At 72.1% G+C, this 25,685-nt stretch carries 27 protein-coding genes and 1 pseudogene; 15 read left to right on the top strand and 13 right to left on the bottom strand.

The window, feature by feature from the left end; genetic code table 11:
* The first annotated feature begins 196 nt into the window (after window positions 1-196).
* Both EAO76_RS20135 and EAO76_RS20130 read left to right on the top strand, forming a co-directional pair.
* Window positions 197-1,066 (top strand): alpha/beta fold hydrolase, encoded by an 870-nt coding sequence (locus EAO76_RS20135; protein ID WP_148837442.1) that lies wholly within the window; start codon window positions 197-199, stop codon window positions 1,064-1,066.
* Between the two features lie 123 nt (window positions 1,067-1,189).
* Window positions 1,190-1,546 carry a hypothetical protein gene (locus EAO76_RS20130; protein ID WP_148837270.1) on the top strand — a complete coding sequence of 119 codons (357 nt, stop codon included), beginning with the start codon at window positions 1,190-1,192 and terminating at the stop codon, window positions 1,544-1,546.
* Window positions 1,547-1,572: 26 nt separating this feature from the next.
* On the opposite strand, the gene EAO76_RS20125 is transcribed toward EAO76_RS20130, so the two are convergent.
* Both EAO76_RS20125 and EAO76_RS20120 read right to left on the bottom strand, forming a co-directional pair.
* Window positions 1,573-2,478: a MarR family transcriptional regulator gene (locus tag EAO76_RS20125; RefSeq protein ID WP_399462415.1), complete on the bottom strand. Its 906-nt coding sequence runs from the start codon at window positions 2,476-2,478 to the stop codon at window positions 1,573-1,575.
* A gap of 368 nt (window positions 2,479-2,846) precedes the next feature.
* Window positions 2,847-5,627 (bottom strand): FAD-binding and (Fe-S)-binding domain-containing protein, encoded by a 2,781-nt coding sequence (locus EAO76_RS20120; RefSeq protein ID WP_399462469.1) that lies wholly within the window; start codon window positions 5,625-5,627, stop codon window positions 2,847-2,849.
* A 71-nt stretch (window positions 5,628-5,698) separates the two neighbouring features.
* Here EAO76_RS20120 and EAO76_RS20110 point away from each other — a divergent pair, with 71 nt between their 5' ends.
* From EAO76_RS20110 to EAO76_RS20080, 7 genes and pseudogenes are all read left to right on the top strand, one after another.
* Window positions 5,699-6,124: a roadblock/LC7 domain-containing protein gene (locus tag EAO76_RS20110; RefSeq protein ID WP_148837268.1), complete on the top strand. Its 426-nt coding sequence runs from the start codon at window positions 5,699-5,701 to the stop codon at window positions 6,122-6,124.
* The gene (locus EAO76_RS20105; RefSeq protein WP_148837267.1) at window positions 6,121-6,492 is read left to right on the top strand and encodes a DUF742 domain-containing protein; all 372 of its coding nucleotides are present in this window, start codon (window positions 6,121-6,123) and stop codon (window positions 6,490-6,492) included. Before EAO76_RS20110 ends, EAO76_RS20105 begins: the two co-directional genes overlap by 4 nt.
* Window positions 6,473-7,114 (top strand): annotated as a pseudogene (locus EAO76_RS20100) (GTP-binding protein); the annotation flags it as partial. The gene EAO76_RS20105 and the pseudogene EAO76_RS20100, both read left to right, overlap by 20 nt.
* Window positions 7,096-8,325, top strand: coding sequence for a cytochrome P450 (locus EAO76_RS20095; protein WP_148837266.1), 1,230 nt, complete (start codon window positions 7,096-7,098; stop codon window positions 8,323-8,325). The pseudogene EAO76_RS20100 and the gene EAO76_RS20095, both read left to right, overlap by 19 nt.
* The gene (locus EAO76_RS20090) at window positions 8,322-9,530 is read left to right on the top strand and encodes a cytochrome P450 (RefSeq protein WP_148837265.1); all 1,209 of its coding nucleotides are present in this window, start codon (window positions 8,322-8,324) and stop codon (window positions 9,528-9,530) included. The genes EAO76_RS20095 and EAO76_RS20090 overlap by 4 nt, the downstream gene beginning before the upstream one ends.
* A gap of 119 nt (window positions 9,531-9,649) precedes the next feature.
* Window positions 9,650-10,768 carry a phosphoserine transaminase gene (gene serC / locus EAO76_RS20085; protein WP_148837264.1) on the top strand — a complete coding sequence of 373 codons (1,119 nt, stop codon included), beginning with the start codon at window positions 9,650-9,652 and terminating at the stop codon, window positions 10,766-10,768.
* 233 nt (window positions 10,769-11,001) lie between these two features.
* Window positions 11,002-11,541: a Uma2 family endonuclease gene (locus EAO76_RS20080; RefSeq protein WP_148837441.1), complete on the top strand. Its 540-nt coding sequence runs from the start codon at window positions 11,002-11,004 to the stop codon at window positions 11,539-11,541.
* Window positions 11,542-11,565: 24 nt separating this feature from the next.
* On the opposite strand, the gene EAO76_RS20075 is transcribed toward EAO76_RS20080, so the two are convergent.
* The 3 genes from EAO76_RS20075 to EAO76_RS20065 form a co-directional block, all read right to left on the bottom strand.
* The gene (locus EAO76_RS20075) at window positions 11,566-11,973 is read right to left on the bottom strand and encodes a DUF4259 domain-containing protein (RefSeq protein WP_148837263.1); all 408 of its coding nucleotides are present in this window, start codon (window positions 11,971-11,973) and stop codon (window positions 11,566-11,568) included.
* A gap of 123 nt (window positions 11,974-12,096) precedes the next feature.
* Window positions 12,097-12,966 carry an ABC transporter permease gene (locus EAO76_RS20070; RefSeq protein ID WP_148837262.1) on the bottom strand — a complete coding sequence of 290 codons (870 nt, stop codon included), beginning with the start codon at window positions 12,964-12,966 and terminating at the stop codon, window positions 12,097-12,099.
* Window positions 12,963-13,988, bottom strand: a complete 1,026-nt coding sequence (locus EAO76_RS20065) for an ATP-binding cassette domain-containing protein (RefSeq protein ID WP_148837261.1) — start codon at window positions 13,986-13,988, stop codon at window positions 12,963-12,965. Before EAO76_RS20065 ends, EAO76_RS20070 begins: the two co-directional genes overlap by 4 nt.
* Before the next feature lie 147 nt (window positions 13,989-14,135).
* Between EAO76_RS20065 and EAO76_RS20060 the strand changes: the two genes are divergently transcribed.
* Complete coding sequence (locus EAO76_RS20060) at window positions 14,136-14,918, top strand: TetR/AcrR family transcriptional regulator (protein ID WP_148837260.1); 783 nt, start codon at window positions 14,136-14,138, stop codon at window positions 14,916-14,918.
* A gap of 54 nt (window positions 14,919-14,972) precedes the next feature.
* On the opposite strand, the gene EAO76_RS20055 is transcribed toward EAO76_RS20060, so the two are convergent.
* A complete protein-coding gene (locus EAO76_RS20055; RefSeq protein ID WP_148837259.1) occupies window positions 14,973-15,953 on the bottom strand; it encodes an esterase-like activity of phytase family protein in 981 nt (326 codons plus the stop codon).
* A 58-nt stretch (window positions 15,954-16,011) separates the two neighbouring features.
* On the opposite strand from EAO76_RS20055, the gene EAO76_RS20050 reads away from it, so the two are divergent.
* Window positions 16,012-16,698, top strand: a complete 687-nt coding sequence (locus tag EAO76_RS20050) for a GDSL-type esterase/lipase family protein (RefSeq protein WP_262375598.1) — start codon at window positions 16,012-16,014, stop codon at window positions 16,696-16,698.
* A 39-nt stretch (window positions 16,699-16,737) separates the two neighbouring features.
* Here the strand turns inward: EAO76_RS20050 and EAO76_RS20045 are convergent, their stop codons facing one another.
* Both EAO76_RS20045 and EAO76_RS20040 read right to left on the bottom strand, forming a co-directional pair.
* Window positions 16,738-17,355, bottom strand: a complete 618-nt coding sequence (locus tag EAO76_RS20045) for a helix-turn-helix domain-containing protein (protein WP_148837258.1) — start codon at window positions 17,353-17,355, stop codon at window positions 16,738-16,740.
* A gap of 180 nt (window positions 17,356-17,535) precedes the next feature.
* Entirely contained in the window at window positions 17,536-18,126 is a 591-nt protein-coding gene (locus EAO76_RS20040) for a TetR/AcrR family transcriptional regulator (RefSeq protein WP_148837439.1), read from the bottom strand.
* A 261-nt stretch (window positions 18,127-18,387) separates the two neighbouring features.
* On the opposite strand from EAO76_RS20040, the gene EAO76_RS20035 reads away from it, so the two are divergent.
* Window positions 18,388-19,152, top strand: coding sequence for a class I SAM-dependent methyltransferase (locus EAO76_RS20035; protein ID WP_148837257.1), 765 nt, complete (start codon window positions 18,388-18,390; stop codon window positions 19,150-19,152).
* Window positions 19,153-19,325: 173 nt separating this feature from the next.
* Here EAO76_RS20035 and EAO76_RS20025 read toward each other — a convergent pair whose 3' ends face one another.
* Complete coding sequence (locus EAO76_RS20025) at window positions 19,326-20,009, bottom strand: TetR/AcrR family transcriptional regulator (protein ID WP_148837256.1); 684 nt, start codon at window positions 20,007-20,009, stop codon at window positions 19,326-19,328.
* Window positions 20,010-20,166: 157 nt separating this feature from the next.
* Here EAO76_RS20025 and EAO76_RS20020 point away from each other — a divergent pair, with 157 nt between their 5' ends.
* A complete protein-coding gene (locus EAO76_RS20020; protein ID WP_148837255.1) occupies window positions 20,167-20,805 on the top strand; it encodes an isochorismatase family protein in 639 nt (212 codons plus the stop codon).
* A gap of 117 nt (window positions 20,806-20,922) precedes the next feature.
* Here the strand turns inward: EAO76_RS20020 and EAO76_RS20015 are convergent, their stop codons facing one another.
* Window positions 20,923-21,576 (bottom strand): hypothetical protein, encoded by a 654-nt coding sequence (locus EAO76_RS20015; RefSeq protein WP_148837254.1) that lies wholly within the window; start codon window positions 21,574-21,576, stop codon window positions 20,923-20,925.
* A gap of 279 nt (window positions 21,577-21,855) precedes the next feature.
* On the opposite strand from EAO76_RS20015, the gene EAO76_RS20010 reads away from it, so the two are divergent.
* Window positions 21,856-22,449, top strand: coding sequence for a TetR/AcrR family transcriptional regulator (locus EAO76_RS20010; RefSeq protein ID WP_148837253.1), 594 nt, complete (start codon window positions 21,856-21,858; stop codon window positions 22,447-22,449).
* 59 nt (window positions 22,450-22,508) lie between these two features.
* On the opposite strand, the gene EAO76_RS20005 is transcribed toward EAO76_RS20010, so the two are convergent.
* A complete protein-coding gene (locus tag EAO76_RS20005) occupies window positions 22,509-23,099 on the bottom strand; it encodes a cysteine hydrolase family protein (RefSeq protein ID WP_148837252.1) in 591 nt (196 codons plus the stop codon).
* 98 nt (window positions 23,100-23,197) lie between these two features.
* A complete protein-coding gene (locus EAO76_RS20000) occupies window positions 23,198-23,881 on the bottom strand; it encodes a hypothetical protein (protein ID WP_148837251.1) in 684 nt (227 codons plus the stop codon).
* Between the two features lie 254 nt (window positions 23,882-24,135).
* Between EAO76_RS20000 and EAO76_RS19995 the strand changes: the two genes are divergently transcribed.
* Entirely contained in the window at window positions 24,136-24,513 is a 378-nt protein-coding gene (locus EAO76_RS19995) for a hypothetical protein (RefSeq protein WP_148837250.1), read from the top strand.
* Window positions 24,514-24,564: 51 nt separating this feature from the next.
* On the opposite strand, the gene EAO76_RS19990 is transcribed toward EAO76_RS19995, so the two are convergent.
* Window positions 24,565-25,685: transporter substrate-binding domain-containing protein (locus tag EAO76_RS19990; RefSeq protein WP_187438693.1), on the bottom strand; the 1,121-nt coding region annotated here is incomplete at its 5' end.

The following is a 25,685-nucleotide window of genomic DNA, read 5'->3' as shown; positions in this document are numbered from 1 at the left end:
ATTCCGTCTCCGGCACGAACTGGGAGGGCACCGGCGTACAGCCGGACGTCCCTGCGCCGCCGACACCCTCGACCGCGCGCACGCCCTGGCCCTCGCCCGGCCGGCGGGCCGCCCCGGTCCGGCTCACCGACGGCACCGCGTGGAGCGGCGCCCGCCGGACCGATGAGTTTCCGGGGCGGGGCCGGTCTGCATGGGTATGGAGACCTACACACTCGAAACGGCCGGTGCGGACCTCGTCTACGACGTTCGCGGGCCGCTGCCGACCGCGGACGGACGCCCGCCGTTGCTGATGATCGGGCAGCCCATGGACGCCGCCGGCTTCGCCGCGCTCGCCGCGCGCTTTCCTGAGCGGACCGTTGCCACCTACGACCCGCGCGGCCTCGGCCGCAGCACCCGCAAGGACGGCAGGACCGACCACACGCCGCAGACCCAGGCCGACGACGTGCACGCCGTCATCGAGGCGCTCGGGGCGGGGCCGGTCGAGATGTTCGCCAGCAGCGGCGGAGCGGTCACCGCGCTCGCGGTCGTGGCGCGGTATCCCGCGGACGTGACCACCCTGGTCGCGCACGAGCCGCCGCTCATCACCCTCACGCCGGACGGCCCGGCGGCCGTGCGGGCGCGGGCCGCCGTCCGGGACGCCTACGAGAAGCGCGGCCGGTGGGCCGGGATGGCCGCGTTCGTGGCCATGACCTCGTGGGAGGGGGAGTTCACCGACGCGTACTTCGCGCAGCCGGAGGCCGACCCCGCCGCGTTCGGGATGCCCACGGAGGACGACGGTTCACGTGACGACCCGCTGCTGTCCGACCGGTCGTGGGCGGTCAGCGGCTACCGGCCGGACGCCGACGCGCTCGCCGCCGCGCCGACCCGCGTCGTGATCGCCGTGGGCGAGGAGTCCGTGGACGTGCAGACCGGACGCACATCCGTCGCGACCGCCGAACTGCTCGGGCAGCGGGTGACCGTGTTCCCGAGCCACCACGGCGGCTTCTGCGACGGGGAGTTCGGATACCCGGGGAAGCCGGACGAGTTCGCGCACCGGCTGCGCGAGGTCCTCGACGGCGCCTCGTAGGACGACTGCCGACCGGGGCGTCTTCCACCCCGGGTGCTCCGGTCCCGGACGCCGGGCTCCGGCCCCAGGGGGAAAGTGGCCGGTGGGCCGGACCTAGACTGCGTCCGTCTGGAGGGCAGAGGCATGGCGGAAGTGCGCGCGGAGCACGGGTGGGCCGAGCGGCTGACGGAAGGGACCATCGTCGCCGTCGTGCTGGGCCTCTCGTCCTTCTTGCTGGGCGGACCCGCCATGCTCTTCGGTACGGCGATCTGGCAGTCGGCCACCGACACCGGCACCACCACGGCCGGTCAGTTCCTGGTGCCGGCGGTCTTCCTCGTCCTCATGGTGCTGCCGCCCGCCCTGGCCTGCCTGGTGTTCCGTTCGGGCCTGCGCAAGGAAAAGAAGCGACTGACGGCGGCGGTTCCGGCAGCGCTGACGCTGCTCGGCGGGTCCTTGGCGTTCTTCGTCTTTCTGTGTCTGGTCTTCGCGCTCACGGGCTGACCACCGACAACCGCCGCAGTCGGTGGTCAGTCCGCCGGTCCTGTGCCGGTGCCGGGTTCGCGGCAGGGCCTGCACAGTCCGTCGCGGAACGCCTCGGGGCGGCCGGGGGTTCGGCATTCGGTGCACTCGGCCAGCATCCGGCGCAGCGGGGCCTCCGACGCGGACCCGGCGGCGGGAGCGGGCAGGCGGGGCGGGAGCTTGTCGCGCAGGCGGCGTCGTACGAAGCCGAAGGGCGAACCGATGGCATCGGGGAGCCCGGCGGCCAGGGCACTGGTCAGGTACTCGGCGCCCACACCCCGTTCGAACCACTCGGCCGCCAACTGCTCCAGCTCCGCACAGTCCGCCGCCGAGAGCGCCAGCCGGGCGTCCGTACGGCCCAGCCGCGCCAGGGCCATGAACGCCCGCGAAGGCCGCCGGTCCCCGTCCGCTTCCGGCCGAGGCTCCTGCTGCGGCTCTGCGGTGCGTTGCTCCGGAACCGACACCGGTACGGGAACGGGCACTGTTACCGGTACGGGCTCCGGTACGGATACGGCCTCGGCGGCCAGGAAAGCGTTCCACCATTCGTTGTCGTGGGCGTTGCGCGACCAGTAGGTCCGGGTGACCCAGCGAACCTGGTCGCCCTCGCCCCGCAGTTCTCGTACGCGTCGCAGGTGACCGGCCACGCTCAGGGCTTTCAGCGCGCTGCCGACGGCCGTCTGGCCGTACAGCGGGAGGTTCTTGGCCAGTGACTTGGTGTCCACCGCCGAGCCGTCCGACAGGGCTTCGATGTAGCCCGCGATGTGCCGCTCGCGCTCGGGCAGGAATGCGAAATCGCCTTCGAGCGGCGGACGTCGCTCCGGCACGGAACGCTTCCCGTAGCCCGCTCGGGCCATCGGATGAGCACGCGAGGGTGCGGGCGTACGCGGGGCAGGGCTAAGGTCTGAAACAGCCACGGGATCGCCTTTCAGCGGATCGATCTTGGGGTCAGACCCCGGCCGGTGCTCCAACACCGCGTTCGGGGTCATTACGTTCGGCACCGTAGACAGCCGTGACCCTGTGCCGCAAGTCGGTCACGATTAGTCATACTTGCTGGCCGTTACGGGTTCGGGAGGGGCGGGGGGTTCCCCAAACCCCCCAACAAACCAACCAACCGCTTGAACGGCAGAGCTCGAATCCCGGATCTCGAATCCCGAAGCTCAAGCCCCGGGCCCGCGCCTCTCCTTCGTACACACTGAAGAGTGAACGGACCTTCCCGAAGCTCGAAGTCCGGAGCTCGAAACCCGAGACCCGAGACCCGAGCTCCGGGGTCAGGGCTTCGGGATCAGGGCGCGTCCGGTTCCGGGGGCAGTCCCTCCGCCAGCAGTTCCGCCAGGTGCCGGGCCCGTACGCCGCCCAGTTGGTCCAGCTGGGTGCGGCAGGAGAAGCCGTCGGCGAGGAAGGCCGTGCCCGGGGCCGCCGCCCGTACCGACGGCAGCAGGGTCTCCTCCGCGCAGGCCACCGACACGTCCCAGTGACCGCGTTCGAAGCCGAAGTTTCCGGCGAGGCCGCAGCAGCCGCCGCTCAGTTCGCCGGTCAGTCCGGCCCGTTCGCGCAGTCGGCGTTCCGCCGCGTCGCCCAGGACCGCGTGCTGGTGGCAGTGGGTCTGACCGGCGACCGGGCGGTCCAGGCGGGGTGGCCGCCAGTCGGGGGCGTACTCCTCCAGGTACTGGGCCAGGGTCCTTACGGAGGCGGCGAGTTCGGCGGCGCGCGGGTCGTCGGGGAGGAGTTCGGGCAGGTCGGTGCGGAGGGTGGCGGCGCAGCTCGGTTCGAGGACGACCAGCGGGTCGCCGAGGCTCGGCCCCATCCGGTCCAGGGTGCGGCGCATGACCTCGCGGGCCCTGTCGAGCCGCCCCGTGGACACGTAGGTCAGGCCGCAGCACAGGCCCCGGCCCGGCAGCAGCACGGTGCGGCCCGCCGACTCCAGGACCCGGACCGCGGCCCGGCCCACCTCGGGCGAGAGGCGGTCGGTGAAGGTGTCGGGCCAGAGGGTGACCAGCTGCTCGTCGGAGACGATCACCGTTCCCCCGCCCCGGCGCCGTGCGAACCACCGGGTGAACGACCGCCGGGGCAGGACCGGGAGCGTGCGTTCCGGGGCGATTCCGGCCAGCCGTTTGGCCGGAGCCGCCAAGGGGCGGATCCGGGCCAGGGCGTTCAGGACGGGGGCGAACGGGGCGGCCAGGCGCAGCCACACCGGCAGCCCGCCCATCGAGTAGTGCGCGGCCGGGCGCAGCCGCCCCCGGTAGTGGTGGTGCAGGAACTCCGCCTTGTACGTGGCCATGTCGACGCCCACCGGGCAGTCGCCGCGGCAGCCCTTGCAGGACAGGCAGAGGTCGAGCGCCTCGCGCACCTCGTCCGACCGCCAGCCGTCCGTGATCACCTCGCCCGCGAGCATCTCGTGCAGCAGCCGGGCCCGGCCCCGGGTGGAGTGGGCCTCCTCGCCGGTCGCCCGGTACGACGGGCACATCACGTCCGTGCCGGTGGTGCGGGGCGTACGGCACTTGGCGACGCCCACGCACCGGCGCACCGCCGCGGAGAAGTCGCCGCCGTCATGTGGGTAGCCGAACGCGACGTCCACGGGGCGTTTCGGCAGCACCTCGAAGCGGAGGTTCTCGTCGAGCCGGGCGGGACGGGCGAGAATGCCGGGGTTCATGCCGCCGTCCGGGTCCCAGATGTCCTTGTAACGGGAGAAGAGGGCGACCAGCCCGTCCCCGTACATGCGGGGCAGCAGTTCGGCGCGGGCCTGGCCGTCGCCGTGCTCGCCGCTCAGCGATCCGCCGTGGGCGACGACCAGGTCGGCGAGGTCCTCGGAGAAGCGGCGGAAGCGGGCCACGCCCGCCGTGCTCAGCAGGTCGAAGTCGATCCGGACGTGGATGCAGCCGTCGCCGAAGTGCCCGTACGGGGTGCCGCGCAGCCCGTGTCCGGCGAGCAGGGCGCGGAACTCCCGGAGGTAGGGGCCGAGGCGGGCGGGCGGTACGGCGCAGTCCTCCCAGCCGGGCCATGCCTCGGTGCCGTCCGGCATGCGGGTCGCGGTGCCGGCCGCGTCCTCGCGGATGCGCCACAGGGCCCGCTGCCCGGCCGGGTCGGTGACGACGGTGCCGTCCAGGGCGTCGGCGGCGCGCAGGACGCGTTCGGCATGCGCGCGGGCCTCGGCCGGGGTGGCACCGCCCGTCTCGACGAAGAGCCAGGCGCCGCCGCGCGGCAGCCCGGCCGGTTCGCGGACGAGGTCGGCGGCCATGCCCTCGACGGTGAGCGGGTGGTGCGGGAGGAGGCCGGGGGCGGCCTCGGCCGCCGCGGACTCGTCGGCGTAGCCGAGTACGGCCAGGGCGCGGGCCGCCGGTGCCCCGACCAGTCGTACGGTCGCCTCCGTCACCACGCCGAGCGTTCCCTCGCTGCCGCAGAAGGCGCGGGCGAGGTCGGTGCCGCGCTCGGGCAGCAGCGCGTCCAGGGCGTATCCGGAGATGCGGCGCGGGAGGTCGGGGAAGCCGGTGCGCAGGAGGGCCAGGTTCGCTGCGGCGAACGCCGGGAGTTCGCGCAGCGCGTCGGGGAGGCCGGTCGTCGCGGCCCGGCCCAGGCGGAGGGTGTCGCCGCCGTAGCGGGCCACGGTCAGGGCGTGCACGTTGTCGGCCGTGGTGCCCCAGGCGACCGAGTGCGCGCCGCAGGAGTTGTTGCCGATCATGCCGCCGAGGGTGCAGCGGCCGTGCGTGGAGGGGTCGGGCCCGAAGGTGAGGCCGTGCGGGGCCGCGGCGGCGCGCAGGTCGTCCAGGATCACGCCGGGCTGGACGACCGCGGTGCGGGACGGGGCGTCCAGTGCGACGATCCGGTCGAGGTGACGGGGGCCCCGGCCGCCCCCGTATCCGAGGACGCCGTCGCGGACACCCCCGCGGACGCCTCCGAGGACGCCTCCGCCGCCTCCGAGACCACCGGCAGCCTGCCCCGGTTCGGCGAGAGCGGACTGCCCAAGCGCCGCCGCGGCCGTACCCTCGCCGCCGCCGAGGCCCGTGCCAACGCCAACACGGACGGGGCGAGGACCCCCCGCCCCCGCACCTCCGACCCCAAGGAACAGGCAGCCCGCTTCAGCAGCTTCCGCCAGGCTGTTCGGGCCAATTCCCCGCACCCGGAAGAAGGCAACACCCGATGACCGCGACCACCGACGAGAAGCTCAACTGGCTGCTGGAGGGGTTGCTGGAGCGCACCCCCGGCGCCCGTCACGCCCTCGTCCTGTCCAGGGACGGCCTCAAGCTGTGCCGCACCCCCGAGCTCTCCGTCGACCAGGCCGATCAGCTGGCCGCGATCTCCGCCGGCATCCAGAGCCTGTCGCACGGCGCCTCCATCGAGTTCGGTGACGGCACCGGCGGCGTACGGTCCGCGATGGCCGAGTTCTACGGCGGTGTGCTGTTCATCGTCGAGGCGGGCGACGGCGCCCACCTCGCGGTCGTCGCCTCCGAGGACTCCGACGTCGGCCTCATCGGCCACAACATGAGCGAACTCGTCGAACAGCTCGGCGAGCACCTCAGCGCCCCGCCGCGCTCCCCCGCCGCCGACGCGACCGCGGCCGTATGACCACCCGCCCCCGTCCCCGGCCCGGCCGGGACGACGACCCGGACCGGCTGTACACCCTCACCGGGGGTCGCAGCCGGTCCGACTCGGACGCGTTCGACCTGGTGACGCTGGTGGTGTCCGAGTGCGAGCCGACCCCCGGCATGCAGTCGGAACACGTCACGATCCTGCGGATGTGCCAACGGCCCACCGCGGTCGTGGAGATCGCGGCGGGCCTCGGCCTGCCCGTCGGCATCGTCCGGATCATGCTGTCCGACCTGCTGGACACCGGCCGCATCAGCGCCCGCCACCCCCGTACCGCCCGTGTCGCGGACCGGCTCCCCGACCCCGACATCCTGGAACAGGTGCTCGTTGGACTCCGCAACCTCTGACCGTGCCGCCCTGCAGGCGACGGCCGACAACGGACTGAAGATCGTCGTCGTCGGCGGCTTCGGGGTCGGCAAGACCACCATGGTCCGCTCCGTCAGCGAGATCCGTCCGCTGAACACGGAAGAGACCATGACCCGCGCGGGCGAGGCCGTCGACCACCTCGACGGCGTGCAGTCGAAGACGTCCACGACCGTCGCCTTCGACTTCGGCCGGATCTCGCTCGACGCCCGCTCGGTGCTGTACCTCTTCGGCGCACCCGGCCAGGAGCGCTTCTGGTTCCTGTGGGACCGGCTGTTCTCCGGCACCCTCGGCGCCGTCGTGCTCGTCGACACCCGCAGGCTCGCCGACTCCTGGTACGCCATCGACCGCCTGGAGCACCACGGCACGCCGTTCATCGTGGCGTGCAACGACTTCGGCGGCCCGCTCCACAGCGAGCAGCAGATACGGGAGGCGCTCGACCTCCCGGACGACGTGCCCCTGGTGGAGTGCGACGCCCGGGACCGCTCGTCCAGCAAGTACGTACTGATCACGCTGGTCGAGCACCTGCGCACCCTCTCCCAGAAGAGGATCGCCGACCGGTCCGGCGCCCCGTTTCCCAGGGCCGCGTGCCGCTCTCCGGCCCCCGGTTCCAGACCGAACCGGCCCGGCTGTACCGGGAGATGCGCCGCGACCACGGTGCCGTGGCGCCCGTCGTGCTCGACGGCGACATCCCCGCCTGGCTGGTGCTCGGCTACCGCGAACTGCACCAGGTCACCGCCGACCCGGTGCTGTTCAGCCGCGACTCCGACCTGTGGAACCAGTGGGACCGCATCCCGGCCGACTGGCCGCTGCGGCCGATGATCGGCCAGAAGCAGCCGTCGATCCTGTACACGGTCGGCCCCCGGCACACCGAACGCGCCGCGATGATCAGCAACGCGCTGGAGGCCGTCGACCCGTTCGCCCTCAAGCGGTACGCGGAGGAGTTCGCCGACGGCCTCATCGACCGGTTCTGCTCCACCGGCGGCACGGAGATCATCGCCGAGTACGCGATGCTGCTCCCCGCCCTCGTCCTGGCGAAGCTCTACGGCTTCAGCGACACCGTCGGCGCCGCGCTCGTCGGCTCGCTCAACGACATGATCGACGGCCGGGAGCGGGCGCTGGCCGGACAGCAGCACCTCGTCTCGTCCATGGTGCAGCTGCTGGCCGACAAGCACGCCGCGCCCGGCGACGACGTCACCTCGCGGATGCTCGCCGACCGCGGCGGCTTCACCGACGAGGAGGTCGCCCAGGACCTCATGGTCATGATGGCCGCGGGCCACCAGCCGACCGCCGACTGGATCGGCAACTCGCTGCGGCTCATGCTCACCGACGACCGGTTCGCGGCCTCCCTGTCGGGCGGCCGGCACAGCGTCGCCGAGGCCATGAACGAAGTGCTGTGGGAGGACACCCCGACCCAGAACGTCGCGGGCCGCTGGGCATCCCGCGACACCCACCTCGGCGGGCGCCACATCCAGGCGGGCGACCTGCTGCTGCTGGGCATCGCCGCCGCCAACGCCGACCCGCAGGTCCGCACCGACGGTTCCGCGCTGACCGGCGGCAACAACGCCTTCCTCTCCTTCGGCCACGGCGAACACCGCTGCCCGTTCCCGGCCCAGGAGACCGCCGAGGTCATCGCCCGTACCGGCATCGAGGTCCTGCTCGACCGGCTCCCGGACATCGACCTCGCCGTCCCGGCCGGGCAGCTCACCCGGCGGCCGTCCCCGTGGCTGCGGGGCCTGACCGACCTGCCGGTGACGTTCACGCCCACTCCTGCCCTGGGCCCCACCACGGCAACCGACACCGGAGACCAGAGATGACCCGGATCGCCCTCGACCCCTTCGTCACCGACCTCGACGGCGAGAGCGCCCGGCTGCGGSCMGCCGGTCCGCTCGCCGAGGTGGAACTGCCGGGCGGGGTGCACTGCTACGCGGTCACCCACCACGCCGAGGCACGGCAGCTGCTCACCGACAGCCGGGTCGTGAAGGACATCGACGTCTGGAACGCCTGGCGGCGCAACGAGATACCGATGGACTGGCCGCTGATCGGCCTCGCCAACCCGGGCCGCTCCATGCTCACGGTCGACGGCGCGGACCACCGCCGGCTGCGCACCCTGGTCGCGCAGGCGCTGACCGTGAAGCGGGTGGAGCGGCTGCGCGCCGGCATCGAGGCGCTGACCGCGGCGAGCCTGGACCGGCTGGCCGCGCTGCCCAAGGGCGAGCCGGTCGACCTGAAGGCGGAGTTCGCCTACCCGCTGCCGATGAACGTCATCAGCGAACTGATGGGTGTGGACAGCGCGGACCACCCGCGGTTGAAGGAGCTCTTCGAGAAGTTCTTCTCGACGCAGACGCCGCCGGAGGAGGTCCCGCAGATGATGGCGGACCTCGGCACGCACTTCACGAAGATCGTCGACGGCAAGCGGGAGAACCCGGGCGACGACCTCACCAGCGCCCTGATCGCGGCCTCCGAGGACGGCGACCACCTCACCGACGAGGAGATCGTCAACACCCTCCAGCTGATCATCGCGGCCGGTCACGAGACCACGATCAGCCTGATCGTGAACGCGGTCGTCGCGCTCCAGACCCACCCCGAGCAGCGCGAGCGGGTGCTGAACGGCGAGGTGCCGTGGGAGAACGTGGTCGAGGAGACCCTGCGCTGGAGCTCCCCCACGTCGCACGTCCTGATCCGGTTCGCCACCGAGGACATCGAGGTGGGCGACAGGGTGCTGCCGAAGGGCGAGGCGCTGATCGTCTCCTTCGGCGCGCTCGGCCGCGACGAGACGCAGCACGGTCCGTCGGCCGGTGAGTTCGACGTCACCCGCTCCCCCAACCGCCACATCGCGTTCGGTCACGGCCCGCACGTGTGTCCGGGTGCGGCGCTGTCCCGGCTGGAGGCGGGGGTGGCCCTGCCCGCGCTGTACGAGCGGTTCCCGGAGCTGGAGCTCGCCGTGCCCGCCTCCGAGCTGCGGAACAAGCCGATCGTCACCCAGAACGACCTGCACGACCTGCCGGTACGACTGGGCTGACCGGCACCCCCTGCCACCCCGCCCACCTGCCCTTCCGGCGCCGTCCGCGGACCGGGGCACATATCTCACCTCACGGACACGGTGTCCGGCCGTGTCCGTGAGGCACTACGCTCCGGTTCGTGGCCGATATCCAGATTCCCGCTGACATCAAGCCCGCCGACGGACGCTTCGGCGCCGGTCCTTCCAAGGTGCGGACGGAGGCGCTCGACGCCCTGGCCGCCACCGGCACGTCCCTTCTCGGTACGTCCCACCGCCAGGCCCCGGTCAAGAACCTGGTCGGTTCGGTGCGTCAGGGTGTGCGCGACCTCTTCTCCCTCCCCGAGGGCTACGAGGTGATCCTGGGCAACGGCGGCTCCACCGCCTTCTGGGACATCGCGACGCACGGGCTCATCGAGACGAAGTCCCAGCACCTGAACTTCGGCGAGTTCTCCTCGAAGTTCGCGAAGGCCGCCGAGCTCGCCCCGTGGCTGGCCGACCCGACCGTGATCGCCTCCGAGCCGGGCACCCACCCGGACCCGCGGGCCGAGGCGGGCGTCGACGTCTACGCCTTCACGCACAACGAGACCTCGACCGGTGTCGCCGCGCCGATCGAGCGCGTCGCGGGCGCCGACGAGGGCGCCCTCGTCCTGGTGGACGCCACCTCCGGCGCGGGCGGCCTGCCGGTCGACATCGCCCAGACGGACGTCTACTACTTCGCCCCGCAGAAGTCCTTCGCCTCCGACGGCGGCCTCTGGATCGGCGTCTTCTCCCCGGCGGCCCTGGAGCGCGCCGCGCGCGTCCACGCCTCGGGCCGGCACGTCCCGGAGTTCTTCTCGCTCCCGACGGCGATCGACAACTCCCTCAAGAACCAGACGTACAACACCCCGGCCCTGGCCACGCTCTTCCTGCTGAACGAGCAGCTGACCTGGATGAACACCCAGGGCGGCCTGGACTTCGCCACCGGCCGCACGGCCGCCTCGGCGCGGAACCTGTACGGCTGGGCCGAGGAGTCGAAGTACGCGACCCCGTTCGTCACCGACCCGGCCAAGCGCTCGCAGGTCATCGGCACGATCGACTTCGCGGACGAGATCGACGCCGCGGCCGTCGCCAAGGCCCTGCGCGCCAACGGCATCGTCGACACCGAGCCGTACCGCAAGCTGGGCCGCAACCAGCTGCGCGTGGCGATGTTCCCGGCGATCGACCCGGCGGACATCGAGGCGCTGACGGCCTGCATCGACTACGTGATCGAGAAGCTGTGACGGCGTAGTACCCGCAGCACCTGTACGAGGAAGGGTCCCGCGTGTCGGCGCGGGGCCCTTCCTCGTTCATCCGGTCGGGTGGCGGAACACCGCAGGCGTGCGGGCGGCCGAGTCTCCCCACGACGATGGCCCCGACACTCCCTCTCCCCAGGAGGCCCGCCGTGCCCGCAGCGACAACCCGACGCCCCCGTGCCGGTGCGCCGGAAACCCTGCTGACCGCGGCGAACAGACTCATGGAACAACACCCGGGATACCGCGTCGAGATCATCGGAGGCGTCATCGTCGTGGCCCCGATCCCGGACGGGCGGCACGCCGAAGTGCTGACCGAAGTCATGATTCCGCTGCTTGCCGCAGAGCTCCACGGGCAGGCAACCGATGTCCTCCAGAGGGTCGGCCTGTGGCTCCCCGGCGGCCCCGAGGACTACGCCGTCCCCGACCTGGCGATCGTCGACGCCGATCTCGACGAGCACCTGATCGAGAACAACTGCTACGACCCCGCCGCCTTCCGCCTCGTGCTGGAGGTCACCTCCATCGACTACAACAACGACCTGCGCAACAAGGTCGCCGCGTACGCCGAGGCCAAGATCCCGGTGTACGTGATCATCGACCGCAGGCACGGCCGGGTGCACGTCCTGACGGAGCCCGTCAGCGGCGGTTACGACAGCCACCAGGTGTACGCCCCCGGGCAGGAGGTCACGCTGCCCGAGTCGATCGGCGCCCCGGTGACCCTCGACGTCGACGAGCTCGTCCGGGCGGGCCGCCCCCGCGGCTGACCGGCCGACCGGTCCGGCACCCGATCAGCCGGAGGCCGCCACCAGCAACTCCCGGAGCCGGGCGATGCCCGCGGCCCATTCCTCGTCTCCCCCTTCGTCCCACAGCTCGCGCAGCTCCGAGTCCTCGCCCAGCACCGCGTCGAGGGCCTTCACCGCGAGGGGGCGCAGGTCCGTCGCCAGGGTCGGCAGCGGCTTGTCGGGGCCGTACGCGGTGGTCACCGGTTCGCCTCCCGGGCACTGGGCGGCGACCAGCGCCGCCGCCGCGACCGCGACCGCCCCGTCGTCGCTGTCCAGGTAGTCCGAGGGGGCGAGCACCGCCTCCAGGGCCTCACGGATCACCGCTTCCCGCTCGTTCTCCGGCGTGTCGTCGACCGTCCCGGAGAAGTCCGCCGCGGTGTCGTTGTCGAAGTGGCCGGTGTCCCAGGTGCCCATGGGGTCCTCCGTAAGCGCTGTTCCTGTGCTTCCCGTGTTGCCTTACGGAGCGCATGCTCGCACGGGCCACTGACAACGACGGCCCGGCAACTCGGCAACTCTGCGACTGAGCAGCCCTGCGGCTCAGCGGCTCAGGTGTTGGAACCGCCGCACCGCCAGCGGCAGGAACACCGCGGTCAGCACCAGCGGCCACACCACCGCCATCAGCAGGGCGTGTTCCTCCACCCAGGTCCCGCCGCCCGCCACCGGGTTGCCGAAGAGTTCACGGGCCGCCGTGACCGTGGACGAGATCGGGTTCCAGGCGGCGACGGTGCCCAGCCAGCCCGGCATCAGGGAGGGGGCGACCAGGGCGCTGGAGATCATCGTGACCGGGAAGGCGACGGCGTACAGACCGCCCGCCGACTCCGGGTCCGGGAGCAGGAGCCCCAGCCAGACGCCGACCCAGATCAGGCTGAACCGGAGCAGCAGCAACAGTCCGAACGCGCCGACGGCGGCGGCCGGTCCGCCGTCCGCGCGCCAGCCGATCGCAAGGGCCGTCACCGCGAGGATCGCCAGTTCGGCGGCGGCGACCACCAGGTCGGCGAGGCCGCGTCCGGCGGAGACCGCGGACGGCGCCATCGGCATGGAGCGGAAACGGTCCACGACGCCCTTGCCGATGTCGGTCGCCATCGCCATCGCGGTGTTCATGAACCCCATGGCCATGGTCGTGGCGAACATGCCCGGCATCAGGAACTCCCGGTAGTCGCCGCCCCCGGGCACCTTCATGGCGCTGCCGAAGACGTACCCGTACAGCAGCACGGAGAGGATCGGGAACCCCAACTGCCAGACGATGGCGGTCGGTTGGCGCTGGTAGTGGGTGAGGCTGCGCCGAGTGACGTTCCAGCTGTCGGCGAGCACCCAGCCGAGTCGGCCGCGTGCGGGGCCGACCGGGTGCGATGCGGGATCGGCCGGGTGCGGGGCGGGGCCGGCCGGGTGCGGGGCGAGGGCGGTCACGCCGCCACCTCCTTCTCGGTCTCGATCTCTTCGGGCGTCTTCGTGCGGTGTCCGGTCAGGTTCAGGAACACGTCGTCGAGGCTCGGTCTGCGCAGCCCGATGTCCTCGATCCCGACGCCCTCGTCCTGGAGGGTGCGCGCGACCTCGGTGAGCGCGGCGACCCGGTCGGTGGCGATCTGGGTGTGGACGCGGCGGGCCTCCTCGTCCCGGACGACGGGGCCGGTCCCGGCGACGCGCTCCACGGCCCTCGCGACCGCGGGCAGGTCGGCGGAATCGGCCGCGACCACCTCGATCCGGTCGCCGCCCACCCGGTTCTTCAATCCGTCCGGGGTGTCGTCGGCGATGGACCGGCCCCGGTCGATGACGGTGATGTGCGAGGCGAGCCGGTCGGCCTCCTCCAGGTACTGGGTGGTGAGCAGCACCGTCGTACCGCCCGCGACCAGCGCCCGTACGCTGTCCCAGACCTCGCCCCGGCCCCTCGGGTCGAGCCCCGTCGTCGGCTCGTCCAGGAACAGCACCCGGGGCGCGAGGATCACCGAGGCCGCGAGGTCGAGGCGGCGACGCATGCCGCCGCTGTACTCCTTGACCCCCTGGTCGGCGGCGTCGCACAGGTCGAACCGCTCCAGCAGCTCCGCGGCCCGCAGCCGGGCCCGCGCGCCGCCCAGGCGGAAGAGCCGCCCGAACATCTCCAGGTTCTGCCGCCCGGTCAGGACCTCGTCGACCGCGGCGTACTGCCCGGTGAGCCCGATCCTCTCGCGCACGAGCCGGGGGTCGCGGGCCACGTCCGCCCCGGCGACCTCGGCCCGCCCCCCGTCGAACCGCAGCAGCGTCGACAGGGCGCGCACCGCGGTGGTCTTGCCGGCCCCGTTGGGCCCGAGCAGCCCGTGGACGGTGCCGGGCCGGACGGCCAGGTCGAATCCGTCGAGCGCCCTCTTCTCCTCGGCACCCCGCTTCCCGCGGCGCCTTCCTCCGTACCGCTTCACCAATCCTTCGGCACGTACGGCACATTCGCTCACGGCCATGCCGGAACCCCCTCCGTCAATGAATTGGGTACACCGTACCCGAATCAGAGTACAGCGTACTCATTTTTTGCCCGCGGTCCTGGAGCACCCGGCAGTGGGCGCCGAGGCGCCGCGGGGCCCACTGCCGGGCGCTCTTACGCTGAACCCATGACGAAAAGCGCTTCAGCGGGTGGGACGGACGGGACGACGACCGGCAGCGGCGACATCGCGCGCAGTCTGGAACTCCTCTGGGGCACCGGCGACCGGCCCAGCCGCGGCCCCAAACCGGCTCTCACCCTCGGCCGGATCGTCACCGCCGCCGTGGCGATCGCCGACGCGGAGGGGCTGGCCGCCCTCTCGATGCGCCGGCTCTCCACCGACCTGGGCACCGGCACGATGTCGCTCTACCGCTACGTCCCCGGCAAGGCCGAACTGCTCGACCTGATGCTCGACCACGTACTGGGCGAGTCCCTGGACGCCGCCCCGGCCGAGGAACCGGCGGACTGGCGCGTCGCCCTCGCCACCATGGCCCGCACCTACCTGGAGCAGCTCGAACGCCACCCCTGGCTCCTCAAGGTCAACCAGGCACGCACGGTCCTCGGCCCCAGCGCCCTGCGGGGCCTCGAACAGGCCCTCGCCGGCCTCGGGGGCATGGGACTGCCCGGCCGGGAGCTGATCTCGACGATCATCACGGTCAACAGCTTCGTGGAGGGCATCGCCCGCACCCGGCTCCAGGCCGTCGAGGCCGCGCGGCAGACCGGGCTGAGCGACGACGCCTTCTGGGAGAACCAGACCCCCTATCTGGAACGGGCCATGGCGAGCGGCGACTATCCGCTGATGGCGGCGCTCGACGAGGACGCCTTCAGCTACGACGTCGACCATTTCGCGTTCGGCCTGCAACGGCTGATCGACGGCTTCGAGGTGCTCGTCGCGCGGCACGCCGGGGAGTGAACGGGGCAGTGGGCGAGTGCCCCCGGACGGTCAGCCCTTCCGTGCCCCGGACGCTCAGCCCTTCTTTCTCCGCAGCCCCAGGAACACCAGGAAGCCCACCCCCACGAGCACCAGCGTGCCGGTCAGGCTGATGCCCTTCGCGCCGTCCCCGCCCCCGTCGGACGAGCCGGACGAGGTGCCGTCCCCGGACGGCGACTTCCCGTCCTCACCGGCCCTGCCGATCACCTCCACCCGTTCCACGTCGCTCTGTTCCCCCTCCGAGCCGAACATCAGCGCCGACCCGTCCGCCGTGTACGTCACCGATTCGGCCTGCCGCTGGATCGGGGCCCGCACGGCGTGGTCGGCGCCGAGCCCGCCGTTCTCGAAGGCGTAGGCGCGGGCACTGAAGTAGGAGCGCAGCAGCAGTTCCTTGCCGTCCGGCGAGAACGCCCCGTCCGTCACCCACGGCACCTCCCCCACCCGCTTGAACACGTTGGCGCCGCCGGTGGTCAGCTTCTCCGGGCCCTCGTACAGTCCGCCGCCGTCCTCGTTCTTCGACGCGATGTAGACCCGCCCCGTCCTGGGGTGGACCATCAGCGCCTCCGCGTTGCGCGGGCCGTCGGCGTACTTCACGTCGAACTGGGTGGCCCGGACCGTCGCGTCCCTCAGCTCCTTCGGCTCCGGGAAGCGGTAGATCCAGACGTGGTCCCAGCTGCCGTTCAGGTTGTCGCCGATGTCACCGACGTACAGGTTGCCGTCGGGGCCGAGCGAGATGGCCTCCACGTCGCGCGGCTGCCCGACCCCGCGCAGGGTGATCGTCGCGACGGTCTTCCCGGTGCGGGAGTCGACGGCGTAGACGTACGGCCCGTCGTCGCTGTCGTTGTGCGTCCAGTAGACGCCGGGGTGGGCGCGGCTGGCGGCGAGGCCGCTGGACTCGGTGATCCGGGGGTCCTCGATCGTGAAACTCCGGTCGGCCCCGTCGTCGGCCACGGCCGGGGCCGACCCGGCGAGGAGGAGCAGCGCGGCGGCCGCGGACACAGTCAGGTACGAACGCATGGCCCAAGTGTCCATCGTCACGTCGCAGGCCGGAGCGGTGATCCGCGATGATGACGCCATGCGGTTCACGTTTGTCGGCGATTCCATGACCATCGGCTGCGCCGGCGACTTCACCTGGCGCTACCGGATGTGGCAGCACCTCACCGCCACCCTCGGTGCGCCGTTCGCGATCGTCGGGCCGCGCAGCGCGTTGTACGACACGTCGGCGAACGCCCCGGGCGGTCACGAGTACGGCGCGCCGGACTTCCCCGCCGCGGCCCGCGCCCACCTGGCCGGCTGGGGCGAGGGCTGGCTGCACATGGCCCCGGTGATAGCCGACACGGTGGCCGAGCACCGCACCGACGTGCTGCTCGTCTCGCTCGGCCTGATAGACCTCGGGTTCTACACGAACAGCGACCAGACCGCGCTGAACGCCAGGGCGTTCGTCGCGGCGGCCCGCACCGCGAACCCGCGCGTCAGGATGGTGTTCATGCCCGTGATACCGAATGTCCGGGCCGAGTCGGACGCCCCGTTCGCCGCCGAGTGCGACCGCTTCAACGAACTCCTGGCGAAGGTCGTCGCCGACCTCGACGAGCCGATGTCCCCGATCCTGCTGGCCTCCCGCCCGCCGGGGTACGACATCCACCGGGACACGTACGACGGGACACACCCCGGCCCCACCGGCGAACACCTGCTGGCGGGCGCGTTCGCCGACGCGATGCACCAGGCATGGGGGGTGGGCGGCCCGTACACGGCCCGCCCGTGAGCCGTTCCCGCCCCGCTTCGGGTACGCGCCCGGCGCGGCTCACCGCTGGGTGGGCCGGGCCCTCACGTGCATCCGCTCCCCCTGCCGGCCGAACAGGCTGAGGAACTCCACCGGCTCCGGCCCGGCGCTGGCCCACGCGTGCGGGGTGTGCGTGTCGAACTCGGCGGCCTCGCCCGCCGTGAGCACCAGATCGTGCTCCCCCAGCACCAGCCGCAACCGCCCCGCCAGCACGTAAAGCCACTCGTATCCCTCGTGCACCCGCTGCTCCAGCGGCCCCGTCGATCCCCGCCCGCCGGGCAGGATCTGCTTGTACGCGTGCAGCCCGCCGAGGTGCCGGGTGAGCGGTACGAACGTCATGCCGTCGCGGACGAAGGGGCGGAAGTGGACGCGCGGGTCGCCGGTGGCCGGGGCGCCGACGAGTTCGTCCAGCTGCACCCCGTACGCCTTGGCCAGGGGCAGGAGCAGTTCGAGCGTGGGTTTGCGGCCGCCCGACTCCAGGCGGGAGAGGGTGCTGAGGGAGATCCCGGTCGTCTCGCTGAGCTGGGCCAGGGTCGTGCCGCGGTCCCGGCGCAGGGCCCGCAGCCGGGGCCCGACACCGGTCAGGACGGTCGTGATCTCGTCGTCCGGTCGTTCCGTGTGATCCGCGCCGTTCGCCATCCCCCCATTATTCGGTTCGCGGCACGGCGATTCGTCCGGCCCGCGGCACGGGCGGTTCACGACGTCGCGGGTCGTACGGTCCGCGGTGCGGGCGGTTCGCGGCACGGCGATTCGTCCGGTCCGCGGCGGGGCGGATCGGGCCAGGTCAAGTCGGGTCGGGTCGGGTCGGGTCGGGTCGGGTCAGGACGACAGGATCATGGCGAGCGAGAGCCGGGTCAGCTCGTCGGTCAGCCACTCGGCGTCGACCTGCCGGGGCCGCCGGCCGTGGTGGGCCATGAGCTCGTCCACCGAGTGGTTCAGCACCGTGACGGTGACCAAGTGGTCCCGCTCCACCGCCTCGCCCCGGCGCACGGCGCGCTCGGCCTCGGACGTGAGGAACTCGATCCACATCGACCGCCAGGTCGCCAGGTGCTTGTCCACCTCCCGGCTCACCCCCAGCACCTCGACGAAGGCCACCCTGGCGGCGCACGGGTCCACGGTGACCGCCTTGACGTAGGCCTCGAAGAGCAGCCGGACCCGTTCCGTCGTGGTGCAGTCCTCCATGCCCTCCGCCATCAGGGCGTTCTCGGCCGCCCGGATCCCATGGGTCGCCACCTCGTCGTACAGCGCCATCAGCAGCACCTCACGGGAGAGGAACTCCTGCTGGAAGACGTGCGTGGGCACCTTCGCCCGGACGCACAGATCCTCGACGCTCGTGTGCGCGTACCCGTACAGGGCGAACAACTCGCGCCCCGCCCGCAGGAGTCGCTCCCGCGCCTCCAGAACCTCCATGGACTGCCCGACCGCACCGTTCCGCTGGTTCGCCACGACACCCACCACGGTCCTCCTTCGTCTTCCGTACCGCTGCCCCCACTCTCCTCGCTCCGCCGCACCGTTGGTGACTCCGCCACGCAATCGGACCCGCGCAGGGTGGTCCCTGGGCCAAGTCCGATTACCCATCGAACCGTTGCTGGTATGGGGTTCCGGGCGGGCGGCGGGGCCGGGCGGGCCTACGATCGCCGTCCGTCGGAAAGACCTGAAAGGGGGTCCCCCGTGGACCGCGACATACACACGGTGGATGACGTACTGCGGCTGATGGACAGCCTGTTCGCACCCGATGCCGACCGCTGGACGGCCGGTGCGGGCTCCTGGTGGGACGGTTTCTACGCGGACCGGGACCGGCCCGTGCCGTTCTTCGTGGCGAAGCCGGACGAGAACCTCGTCTCGTACACCGAACGCGGGACGGTCGCACCGGGCCGTGCCCTCGACCTGGGCTGCGGGCCGGGCCGCAACGCCATCCACCTGGCGTCGCTGGGCTTCGAGGTGGACGCCGTCGACCTGTCCGGTTCGGCCATCGCCTGGGCCGAGGAGCGCGCCCGCGAGGCCGGGGTCGGGGACGCCGTCCGGTTCCACCACGGCAACGCCTTCGACCTCGCCGCGACGGAGCTGGCCGGGCCGTACGACCTGGTCCACGACTCGGGCTGCTTCCACCACCTGCCGCCCCACCGCCGCGTCAGTTACCTCGCCCTTCTCGACAACTGCCTCGCTCCCGGCGGCCACTTCGCCCTCAGCTGCTTCGCCGCGGGCGAGGCCTGCGCAGCGGGCATGGGCTCCGAGCTCTCCGACGCCGCCTTCTACGAGCGCGGCGGCCTGCAGGGCGGTCTCGCCTACACGCCGGATGCGCTGCGCCGGATCTTCTCCGGCCTGACCGAGGTCGAGCTCCGCCGGATGCGCGACGAGCCGTCCGACTCCCCGTTCTTCGGCGAACCCTTCCTCTGGACCGCCCTGTTCCGCCGGGACACCGGTAACGACGGCTGATCTCAGGGCCGTTCGAGCCCCTCGGATCGCCCGGGTCGCTCAGGTCGCTCAGGTCGCTCAGGTCGCTCGGGTCGCCCGGGCCGTCCGGACCACCCATGTCATCCGGGTCGTCCGGATCTCTCGGCCTGCCCGGGCCGCTCGATCTGTCGGGCCTCTCGATCCGCCCGGGTCGCTCAGGCTTCCGGCGTCGGCGGTCGGAGCGCGCGGGCCAGGTCGTCGACGGCCGCGGGGTCCACCGGCGCCGCTCCGGTGAGGGTGCCGACCAGGGCCTGGGCCAGGACGGTCGCGGTACCGACCCGCGCGTCCTCCCGCTCGTCGCCGGTGACCTTCCCGATCACGGCGTCCCGTACCGACTGCGAGACGTCCGGGCCGCCGAACGACTCGGGGAAGGACAGCGCCATCAGGCACACGCCCACATTGGCGGAGAGGATCGACCGGCCGGCCAGTTCGGGGGTCGTACGCAGCCGTCCGGCGTCGCGGCAGCGTTCCACGGCCGCCAGGAGCAGGGCCTGCGCGTCCTCGATCGCCCGCGGCCCGGGCTCCGCCGCGGGCGTGAACATCAGCCGGTAGAGGTGCGGGTTGCGCAGCGCGAACGCGACATGGCTGTCCCAGGCCGCCCGCAGGTCCGCCACCGGGTCGTCGGTGAGCGGGTTCCGCCTCTTGTTGGCGAGGAAGTGCTCGAAGCCGACATCGGCCACCGCCGTGAGCAGCCCCTGCTTGTCGCCGAACTGCCGGTAGATCTCGGGCATGCCGACTCCGGCCAGGTCGCAGATGGCCCGGGTCGAGATCGCCGAAGCGGCCTTGGTGGCGAGCAGTTCCGCGGTGGCTTGCAGGATGCGCTCTCGTGCCGTCGACATGGCTTCCACGATAACAGCGCTAACACCTCTGACCTGGGCTTGTCCGCAGCGGAGACCGGCGATCACAGACCACCGTTATCAACGCTTACGAAATATGTTAGCGTCGAATACACCGTGGGGCCGATCCGCCCCTCCCCGACCGGAAAGGGCTTCTCCCATGACGGCGTCCACCACCCTGCGCGACGTGATCGGCCTGCCCGACGAGCTGCCCCGCCCGAGCGGGTCGACCCTGCTCATGATCGATTTCCAGAACACCTACCGTTCCGGCGTGATGCGGCTCGACGACGCCGAACGGGCCCTCGCCGCCGGCGCCCGGCTGCTCGCCGCCGCCCGTGCCGCGGGCGCCCCGGTCGTCCACGTCGTGAACGACGGCGGCGAGGGCACTCCGTACGACATCCGGGCCGAGATCGGCTCGATCAGCGACGAGGTCGCCCCGGCCGAGGGCGAGAAGGTGGTCGTCAAGCAGGTCCCCGACGCCTTCCACGGCACGGACCTCGACGAGGTCCTGCGGGACCTCGGGGCCGGGGGCGGCGACCTGGTCATCGCCGGGTTCATGACGCACATGTGCGTCCTGTTCACCGCGCAGGGCGCCTTCAACCTCGGCTACCGCCCGACCGTCGTCGCCGAGGCCACCGCGACCCGTTCGCTGCGGGCCCCGGACGGCACCGTCCTCACGGCGGACGCGTTGCAGGCCGCGAGCCTGACCACGGTCCGCGACCTGTTCGGCACGGTCGCCCGCACCGTCGACGACCTCACCGCCCCGGACCTGGCTCCGACTTCGGCTCCGGCCGGCTGATCCGTACACGCCGGAAACGCGGCGCGGCCGGTGGAGCGTGTGCTCCACCGGCCGCGCGGCACCCATCCGTGAGATCCGCTCACGAGGACCCGATCGGACCCGAACCGATCCGTCCGGTCAGATCTTGCTCGTGCAGATCGCGTTGTACGGACGGCCCGGGCTCGGGAACAGCTCCAGCGGGTCGGACCCGGACGGGCACTGCTCGGCCTTCTCCTTCAGGTCGACCACCTTGGTCACACCGCTGCCCGCACCGGCGCAGGCGACCTCCTTGGCCTTGTCGGTGACGCAGTCGCCCTTCACCAGCTGACCGCCGCCCGCACCGGCGTCGCCGGGGTGGTCACCGGACAGGTTGCGGCCGCAGATGGTCTTGCTCGGGAGGCCGGACTTGGCGTCACCCGAGCCGAAGGACACCTTCACCGAGATGATCGTGTCCGTCCCGGCCGGGCACTGGACGGCGTCGGAGAACATGGAACCGCCCTTGACCTCGAGGGCCTTGATCGTCGCCCCGGCCTCGTCGCAGCCCATCGGCTGGTAGCTGTCCTTGACCTCCTTGTCGGGCCCGGCGCAGTCGCCGACCTTCCACTCCTTGGCCGCGTGGGTCCCGTCCTTCTTCGACGAGTCGCCGCACGCGGTGGCCGCACCCACGACGAGCCCGACGACCAGCACCGCCTTCGAGCAGTCCAGGAGAGCCCGGCGAGTGCCGCGCCGGGTCGGGAGACCGGTGCTGCCGCGGCTGCCGCTCCGGGATCGCGTGCTGCCGTTAACGCTCATGCTGCTCCTCAGGATCTGTGTGTGACGTGCCCCGCACGGCTTTCGGCGCGGGCCCGCATGGGTGGCGCGCGTGAGGACGCCGGGAGCGGGCCCCCCGGTTCCCGATCGCCCGACCTCCCCGGCCGGACCTCCGTGAGTACGAACCGCATGACCGGATTCATGGAGTTCTTTTCTAGAAAAATCCTCCAATTTCAGTGCGATAGGGTGTCGTCATGGCGGAAAACCGGGCGAAGGACAACCGGGTGACGGGCACGACGGCACCGACGGGGCGGGGTCACCGTGGCTAAGCAGCAACGCGGTGAGGTCACCGTCGACCGGCTCCTGACCGCAGCGCTGGAGGTGTACGCGACGTCCGGCCGCCCGGGGTTCACCGTCACCGCCGTCACCGAGGCCGGCGGCGTCAGCCTCGGCAGTCTGTACCACCACTTCGGCAGCTTCGACGGCCTCGCCGCCGCCCTGTACACCCGCTGCACGGAGCAGCTCTTCGACGAGATGATCGCCGCGCTGCACCGCGCGCGTACCGCCCGTACCGGGGTCCGGGCCCTGATCGTCGCCCACCTGCGTTTCACCGAGGAGCACCCGGACGCCGCGCTCTTCCTGCACACGTCCGCCCACTCCGGCTACCTCGCGGCGCACGCCGACGAGATCCGCACCGCCAAGGCGGCCAAACTGGCGGTCATCTCGGAGTGGATGGCGCCGCGGGTCCTGGCGGGCGAGATCGCACCCGTGCCGGTGCCCATCCTGGAGGTCCTGGTCATGGGGCCAGTCACCGAGGCCGCGCACCGCTGGCTGGCCCGTACGCACGACATGGACCTCGCGCAGGCCGCGCGCATCCTGCCCGACCGGATCTGGCGCTCCCTCAGGCCCGACTGACCGCCCGAACCCGACCGCCCCGCTCCGTCGCCCTGTCGCCCCGTCGCCTTCTTCGGCCTTCAGCCGGTACGCGGGGGCAGGGCGGTGAACACGACGTCGGCGGCACGGGCCACGACCTCCAGGTCACTGCCCAGGGCCCATTCGGCGACCCGTGAGACCGCGGCGGCCGGGACCATGTCGCTGATCCCGGGCGCGGCCGGTATGTCATGCGTCGCGTGGGCGTCGTGCGGCATGACGACCCGGTACCCCAGCGCCAGGGCCGTACGGGCCGTGGCCTGTACGCACATCTCCGACATCACACCGCAGACGACGAGCGACCGGACCCCGTGACCGGTCAGCAGGCTTCCCAGCGACGTCTCCTCGAAGCCGTCGTCCCAGGTCTTGCGGACCACGGTCTCCGCGGGGGACGGCTCGACGGGGTGGTGCAACTCCCAGCCGGGCGTGCCCGGTTCGTCACCGGCGCCGGGCTCCCCGTCGTTCTGCACATGGACGACGAGCGCCCCGTCCCGCCGCGCCCGTGCGATCAGGTCCGCCGTCCGGTCCACGAGCCGTACGGCGTCGGGCACCGCCCGGTCACCGGTCACGGCGTCGGCCTGGACGTCCACGACGATCAGGGCTTCCACGGGGGCTGCGGGCACGCGATTGCTCATGGCGCCATCATGACCGCCGGCACCGGACGCCTCCACGTGTTTTGGACGCCCGGCGGCCGGTCGGAGCCGGCCGGCGCGTACCGGTCAGTGTGTACCAGTCACTGGGCGGCCCACCTCCAGGAAGGGATCTTCGTGTAGTCGCGGTCGACGGCCTCCTCCGCGGTCCAGATGAGCCGGGCGGGCGGGTTCGCCGCCTCTCCGACGAAGACCGTGCACACGGTGTGCTTCTCGCCGATGTCCCAGCCCATGTAGATGTCCGCCACCGGGCATCCGCCGTCCACGTATCCCGTGTGGACGACCGGCCGTTCGGCCACCTCCTCGCCCTTCTCGTCGAGGACCCCGATGTGGGCGTTGAGGTCGACGTTGACGGAGGTCGGCTCCCCCTCCCTCAACGTGTACTCCGCGTACACGAAGTACGGGGTGTCGCCCGCCAGGTCGCTCTCGTCGTAGCCGCCCCCCTTCATCTGCTCCACGGTCCCCTCGACGACCTTCGTGACGGCGATCTCGAACTTCCCGCCCCCGGTGTTGCCGGGCTCGTACAGCCCCGGAGCCGGCTGCCCCGGCGTCAGCTCGGGGCCCCACTTCACCTCGGCGGCCCGGGTCTCCTCCGCCGCCGGGGTCTTCTCCGCGGCCGGGCTCTCCCGGCGGGCTTCGCCCACCGTCCCGCCGTTCTTGGAGTGGACGATCTCGTCGCTGTCCTCGCCGCCGCCACAGGCGGTGAGGGCGATGACGGCCAGGGCGGTGGCCACGGCGCCGTGGAGGGCCTTGGAACGGCGATGCATGTGTCTTCGATTCCTTCTGGCAAAGCCAACTCGACCAGGGGGAACGACAGACCGAACCCAACGGCCCGAGCCCGGCCGATCCCCCTTTCGGCCGCGCGGTGCGCGTCGGGGTGCATGCTATTCGCCCCTCGCCCGTTCACGTACCGAGGGCCGGAGTCGCCCCCGTACCGCCCCGTGCACCGCCCCGCGTGGGAACGCGTCGGCCGGTCGGGGGCGCCGATGCCGCAGGTCCACGCCGTGAGAGGGTCACCCCCATGGAGTCATGGACCTTGACGGACGGCGCCGCCCCGATGTCCGCGGACACGGTGACGGAAGTGCTCCGGAGCCGGATCGCCGCGGGGAAGCTCGACACCTGGTTGGAAAGCGCGTCCGGACGGTCCCTGGCCGTCGTGAGCAACACCGAGCGGGCGATGGTGATGCTCCTCGAACACCCCGGTGACCCGGGCGAGCACGCCGCGGACCCCGGGGCCGACGCCGACGGGTGGAGCGACGGCTTCGAGCTCTCGAACGGCCAGTCCGACGAGTACCCGGACACCGACACCGTGCCGCTCGGCGAGGCGTTCCGGATCGTCCGCCACATCCTCGCCACCGGCCGGCCCCCGGCCGATGCCGCGTGGGTCGTCGACCGCTGAGCGAACCCTCCGCCCCGGCCCACCGGCCCACCGACCTGTCAACCCGTCACGTCAGGACCGGCACTCCGCCATCTTCGGCTTCCTCGGCGGGTTCGTCCTGTCCAGCAGCGGGGAGAGGTGGTCGGCGTACAGCTTCTCCCAGGACCCGTCGGTCATGATCCGCTCCAGTGCCGAACACACCTCCTTCTTCAGCCCCTTCTCGTCCGGGTTCATCGCGACGCCGTAGCCCTCCGCGCCCGCGCTGCTGTCCAGCCGCTTCAGCTCGGTGGGATCGTCCTTGACGAACCCGGCGAGGATGACGTCGTCCGTGCTCACCGCGTAGACCGGCGACGTCGGGTCCAGCAGGTCCCGTACGCACCGGTCGTAGCCGTTCGGGAGCAACTCCGTCATGGTGTAACCGGCCTTGGGCAGCCACCCCTCGTACGTCGACCCCCTCGCCGTGCACACCTCCAGCTCCCTCTCCTTCAGCACCCTGGAGTCGTCGATCGAGACGGTCTTCGCCTTCCTGCGGACCATGAAGCTGCGGCTCGCCACGTAGTACGGACCGGCGAACGCGACGCTGTAGTCCGGCGCCTTCGCGTGCTTGCGCTCCTCCGTGATGCTGTAGGTGGCGATGACCAGGTCCACCTCGCCCATCTTCAGCTTCGTGCTCCGGTTCTCACTGCTCACGGGCACGAAGACGACGTGCTCACGGCTGTACCCCATGTCGTGTGCGATCGCGTAGGCCAGGTCGACCTCGTACCCCCGGTACGTACCGCCCTTGGTCCTCTCGCTCAGACCGGGCTGGTCCTTCTTGACGCCCACGGTCAGGGTCGGCTGCTTCTTGATGTACGGCTCCGGCACGGACTGCGGCCCCGACCGCCCGCCCGGGTCCGTCCCGCCGTCCTTCCCCAGCCATTGCGCGCCGCCCCATACGAGACCGGCCAGCAGTGCCGCGCACACCACGCCCACCGCGGCCTTCTGCCGTCCCCGGCCCCGGCCTCCTCCGCCGCCCTGTCCCTCCGGCTCCCGGGTGGCGCGCACGGGCGGTACGGGTGGTGCGGGCGGCGGTACCGACACCGGTGCCTGCGGCGTCACGGGCGCGGACGCCGCGTTCCCCTTCTCCTCCGCCGCTTCCGCCCCTGCCTTTTCCGCCGGCTCCGCCTCCGCCTTCACCGGGGCGGGCTCGGGAG

The organism is Streptomyces sp. sk2.1, assembly GCF_008120935.1.
In the GTDB taxonomy this organism is placed as follows: domain Bacteria; phylum Actinomycetota; class Actinomycetes; order Streptomycetales; family Streptomycetaceae; genus Streptomyces.
The sequence above is the reverse complement of the archived record's forward strand: the minus strand, read 5'-3'. Positions and strand labels throughout refer to the sequence as shown.

Coding starts and splice junctions, on each gene's coding strand:
- EAO76_RS20135 (WP_148837442.1), top strand. CDS start 197: ATGGAGACCTACACACTCGAAACGGCCGGTGCGGACCTCGTCTACGAC.
- EAO76_RS20130 (WP_148837270.1), top strand. CDS start 1,190: ATGGCGGAAGTGCGCGCGGAGCACGGGTGGGCCGAGCGGCTGACGGAA.
- EAO76_RS20110 (WP_148837268.1), top strand. CDS start 5,699: ATGACCGCGACCACCGACGAGAAGCTCAACTGGCTGCTGGAGGGGTTG.
- EAO76_RS20105 (WP_148837267.1), top strand. CDS start 6,121: ATGACCACCCGCCCCCGTCCCCGGCCCGGCCGGGACGACGACCCGGAC.
- EAO76_RS20080 (WP_148837441.1), top strand. CDS start 11,002: ATGGAACAACACCCGGGATACCGCGTCGAGATCATCGGAGGCGTCATC.
- EAO76_RS20075 (WP_148837263.1), bottom strand. CDS start 11,973: ATGGGCACCTGGGACACCGGCCACTTCGACAACGACACCGCGGCGGAC.
- EAO76_RS20065 (WP_148837261.1), bottom strand. CDS start 13,988: ATGGCCGTGAGCGAATGTGCCGTACGTGCCGAAGGATTGGTGAAGCGG.
- EAO76_RS20060 (WP_148837260.1), top strand. CDS start 14,136: ATGACGAAAAGCGCTTCAGCGGGTGGGACGGACGGGACGACGACCGGC.
- EAO76_RS20055 (WP_148837259.1), bottom strand. CDS start 15,953: ATGCGTTCGTACCTGACTGTGTCCGCGGCCGCCGCGCTGCTCCTCCTC.
- EAO76_RS20050 (WP_262375598.1), top strand. CDS start 16,012: ATGCGGTTCACGTTTGTCGGCGATTCCATGACCATCGGCTGCGCCGGC.
- EAO76_RS20045 (WP_148837258.1), bottom strand. CDS start 17,355: ATGGCGAACGGCGCGGATCACACGGAACGACCGGACGACGAGATCACG.
- EAO76_RS20040 (WP_148837439.1), bottom strand. CDS start 18,126: ATGGAGGTTCTGGAGGCGCGGGAGCGACTCCTGCGGGCGGGGCGCGAG.
- EAO76_RS20025 (WP_148837256.1), bottom strand. CDS start 20,009: ATGTCGACGGCACGAGAGCGCATCCTGCAAGCCACCGCGGAACTGCTC.
- EAO76_RS20020 (WP_148837255.1), top strand. CDS start 20,167: ATGACGGCGTCCACCACCCTGCGCGACGTGATCGGCCTGCCCGACGAG.
- EAO76_RS20015 (WP_148837254.1), bottom strand. CDS start 21,576: ATGAGCGTTAACGGCAGCACGCGATCCCGGAGCGGCAGCCGCGGCAGC.
- EAO76_RS20005 (WP_148837252.1), bottom strand. CDS start 23,099: ATGAGCAATCGCGTGCCCGCAGCCCCCGTGGAAGCCCTGATCGTCGTG.
- EAO76_RS20000 (WP_148837251.1), bottom strand. CDS start 23,881: ATGCATCGCCGTTCCAAGGCCCTCCACGGCGCCGTGGCCACCGCCCTG.
- EAO76_RS19995 (WP_148837250.1), top strand. CDS start 24,136: ATGGAGTCATGGACCTTGACGGACGGCGCCGCCCCGATGTCCGCGGAC.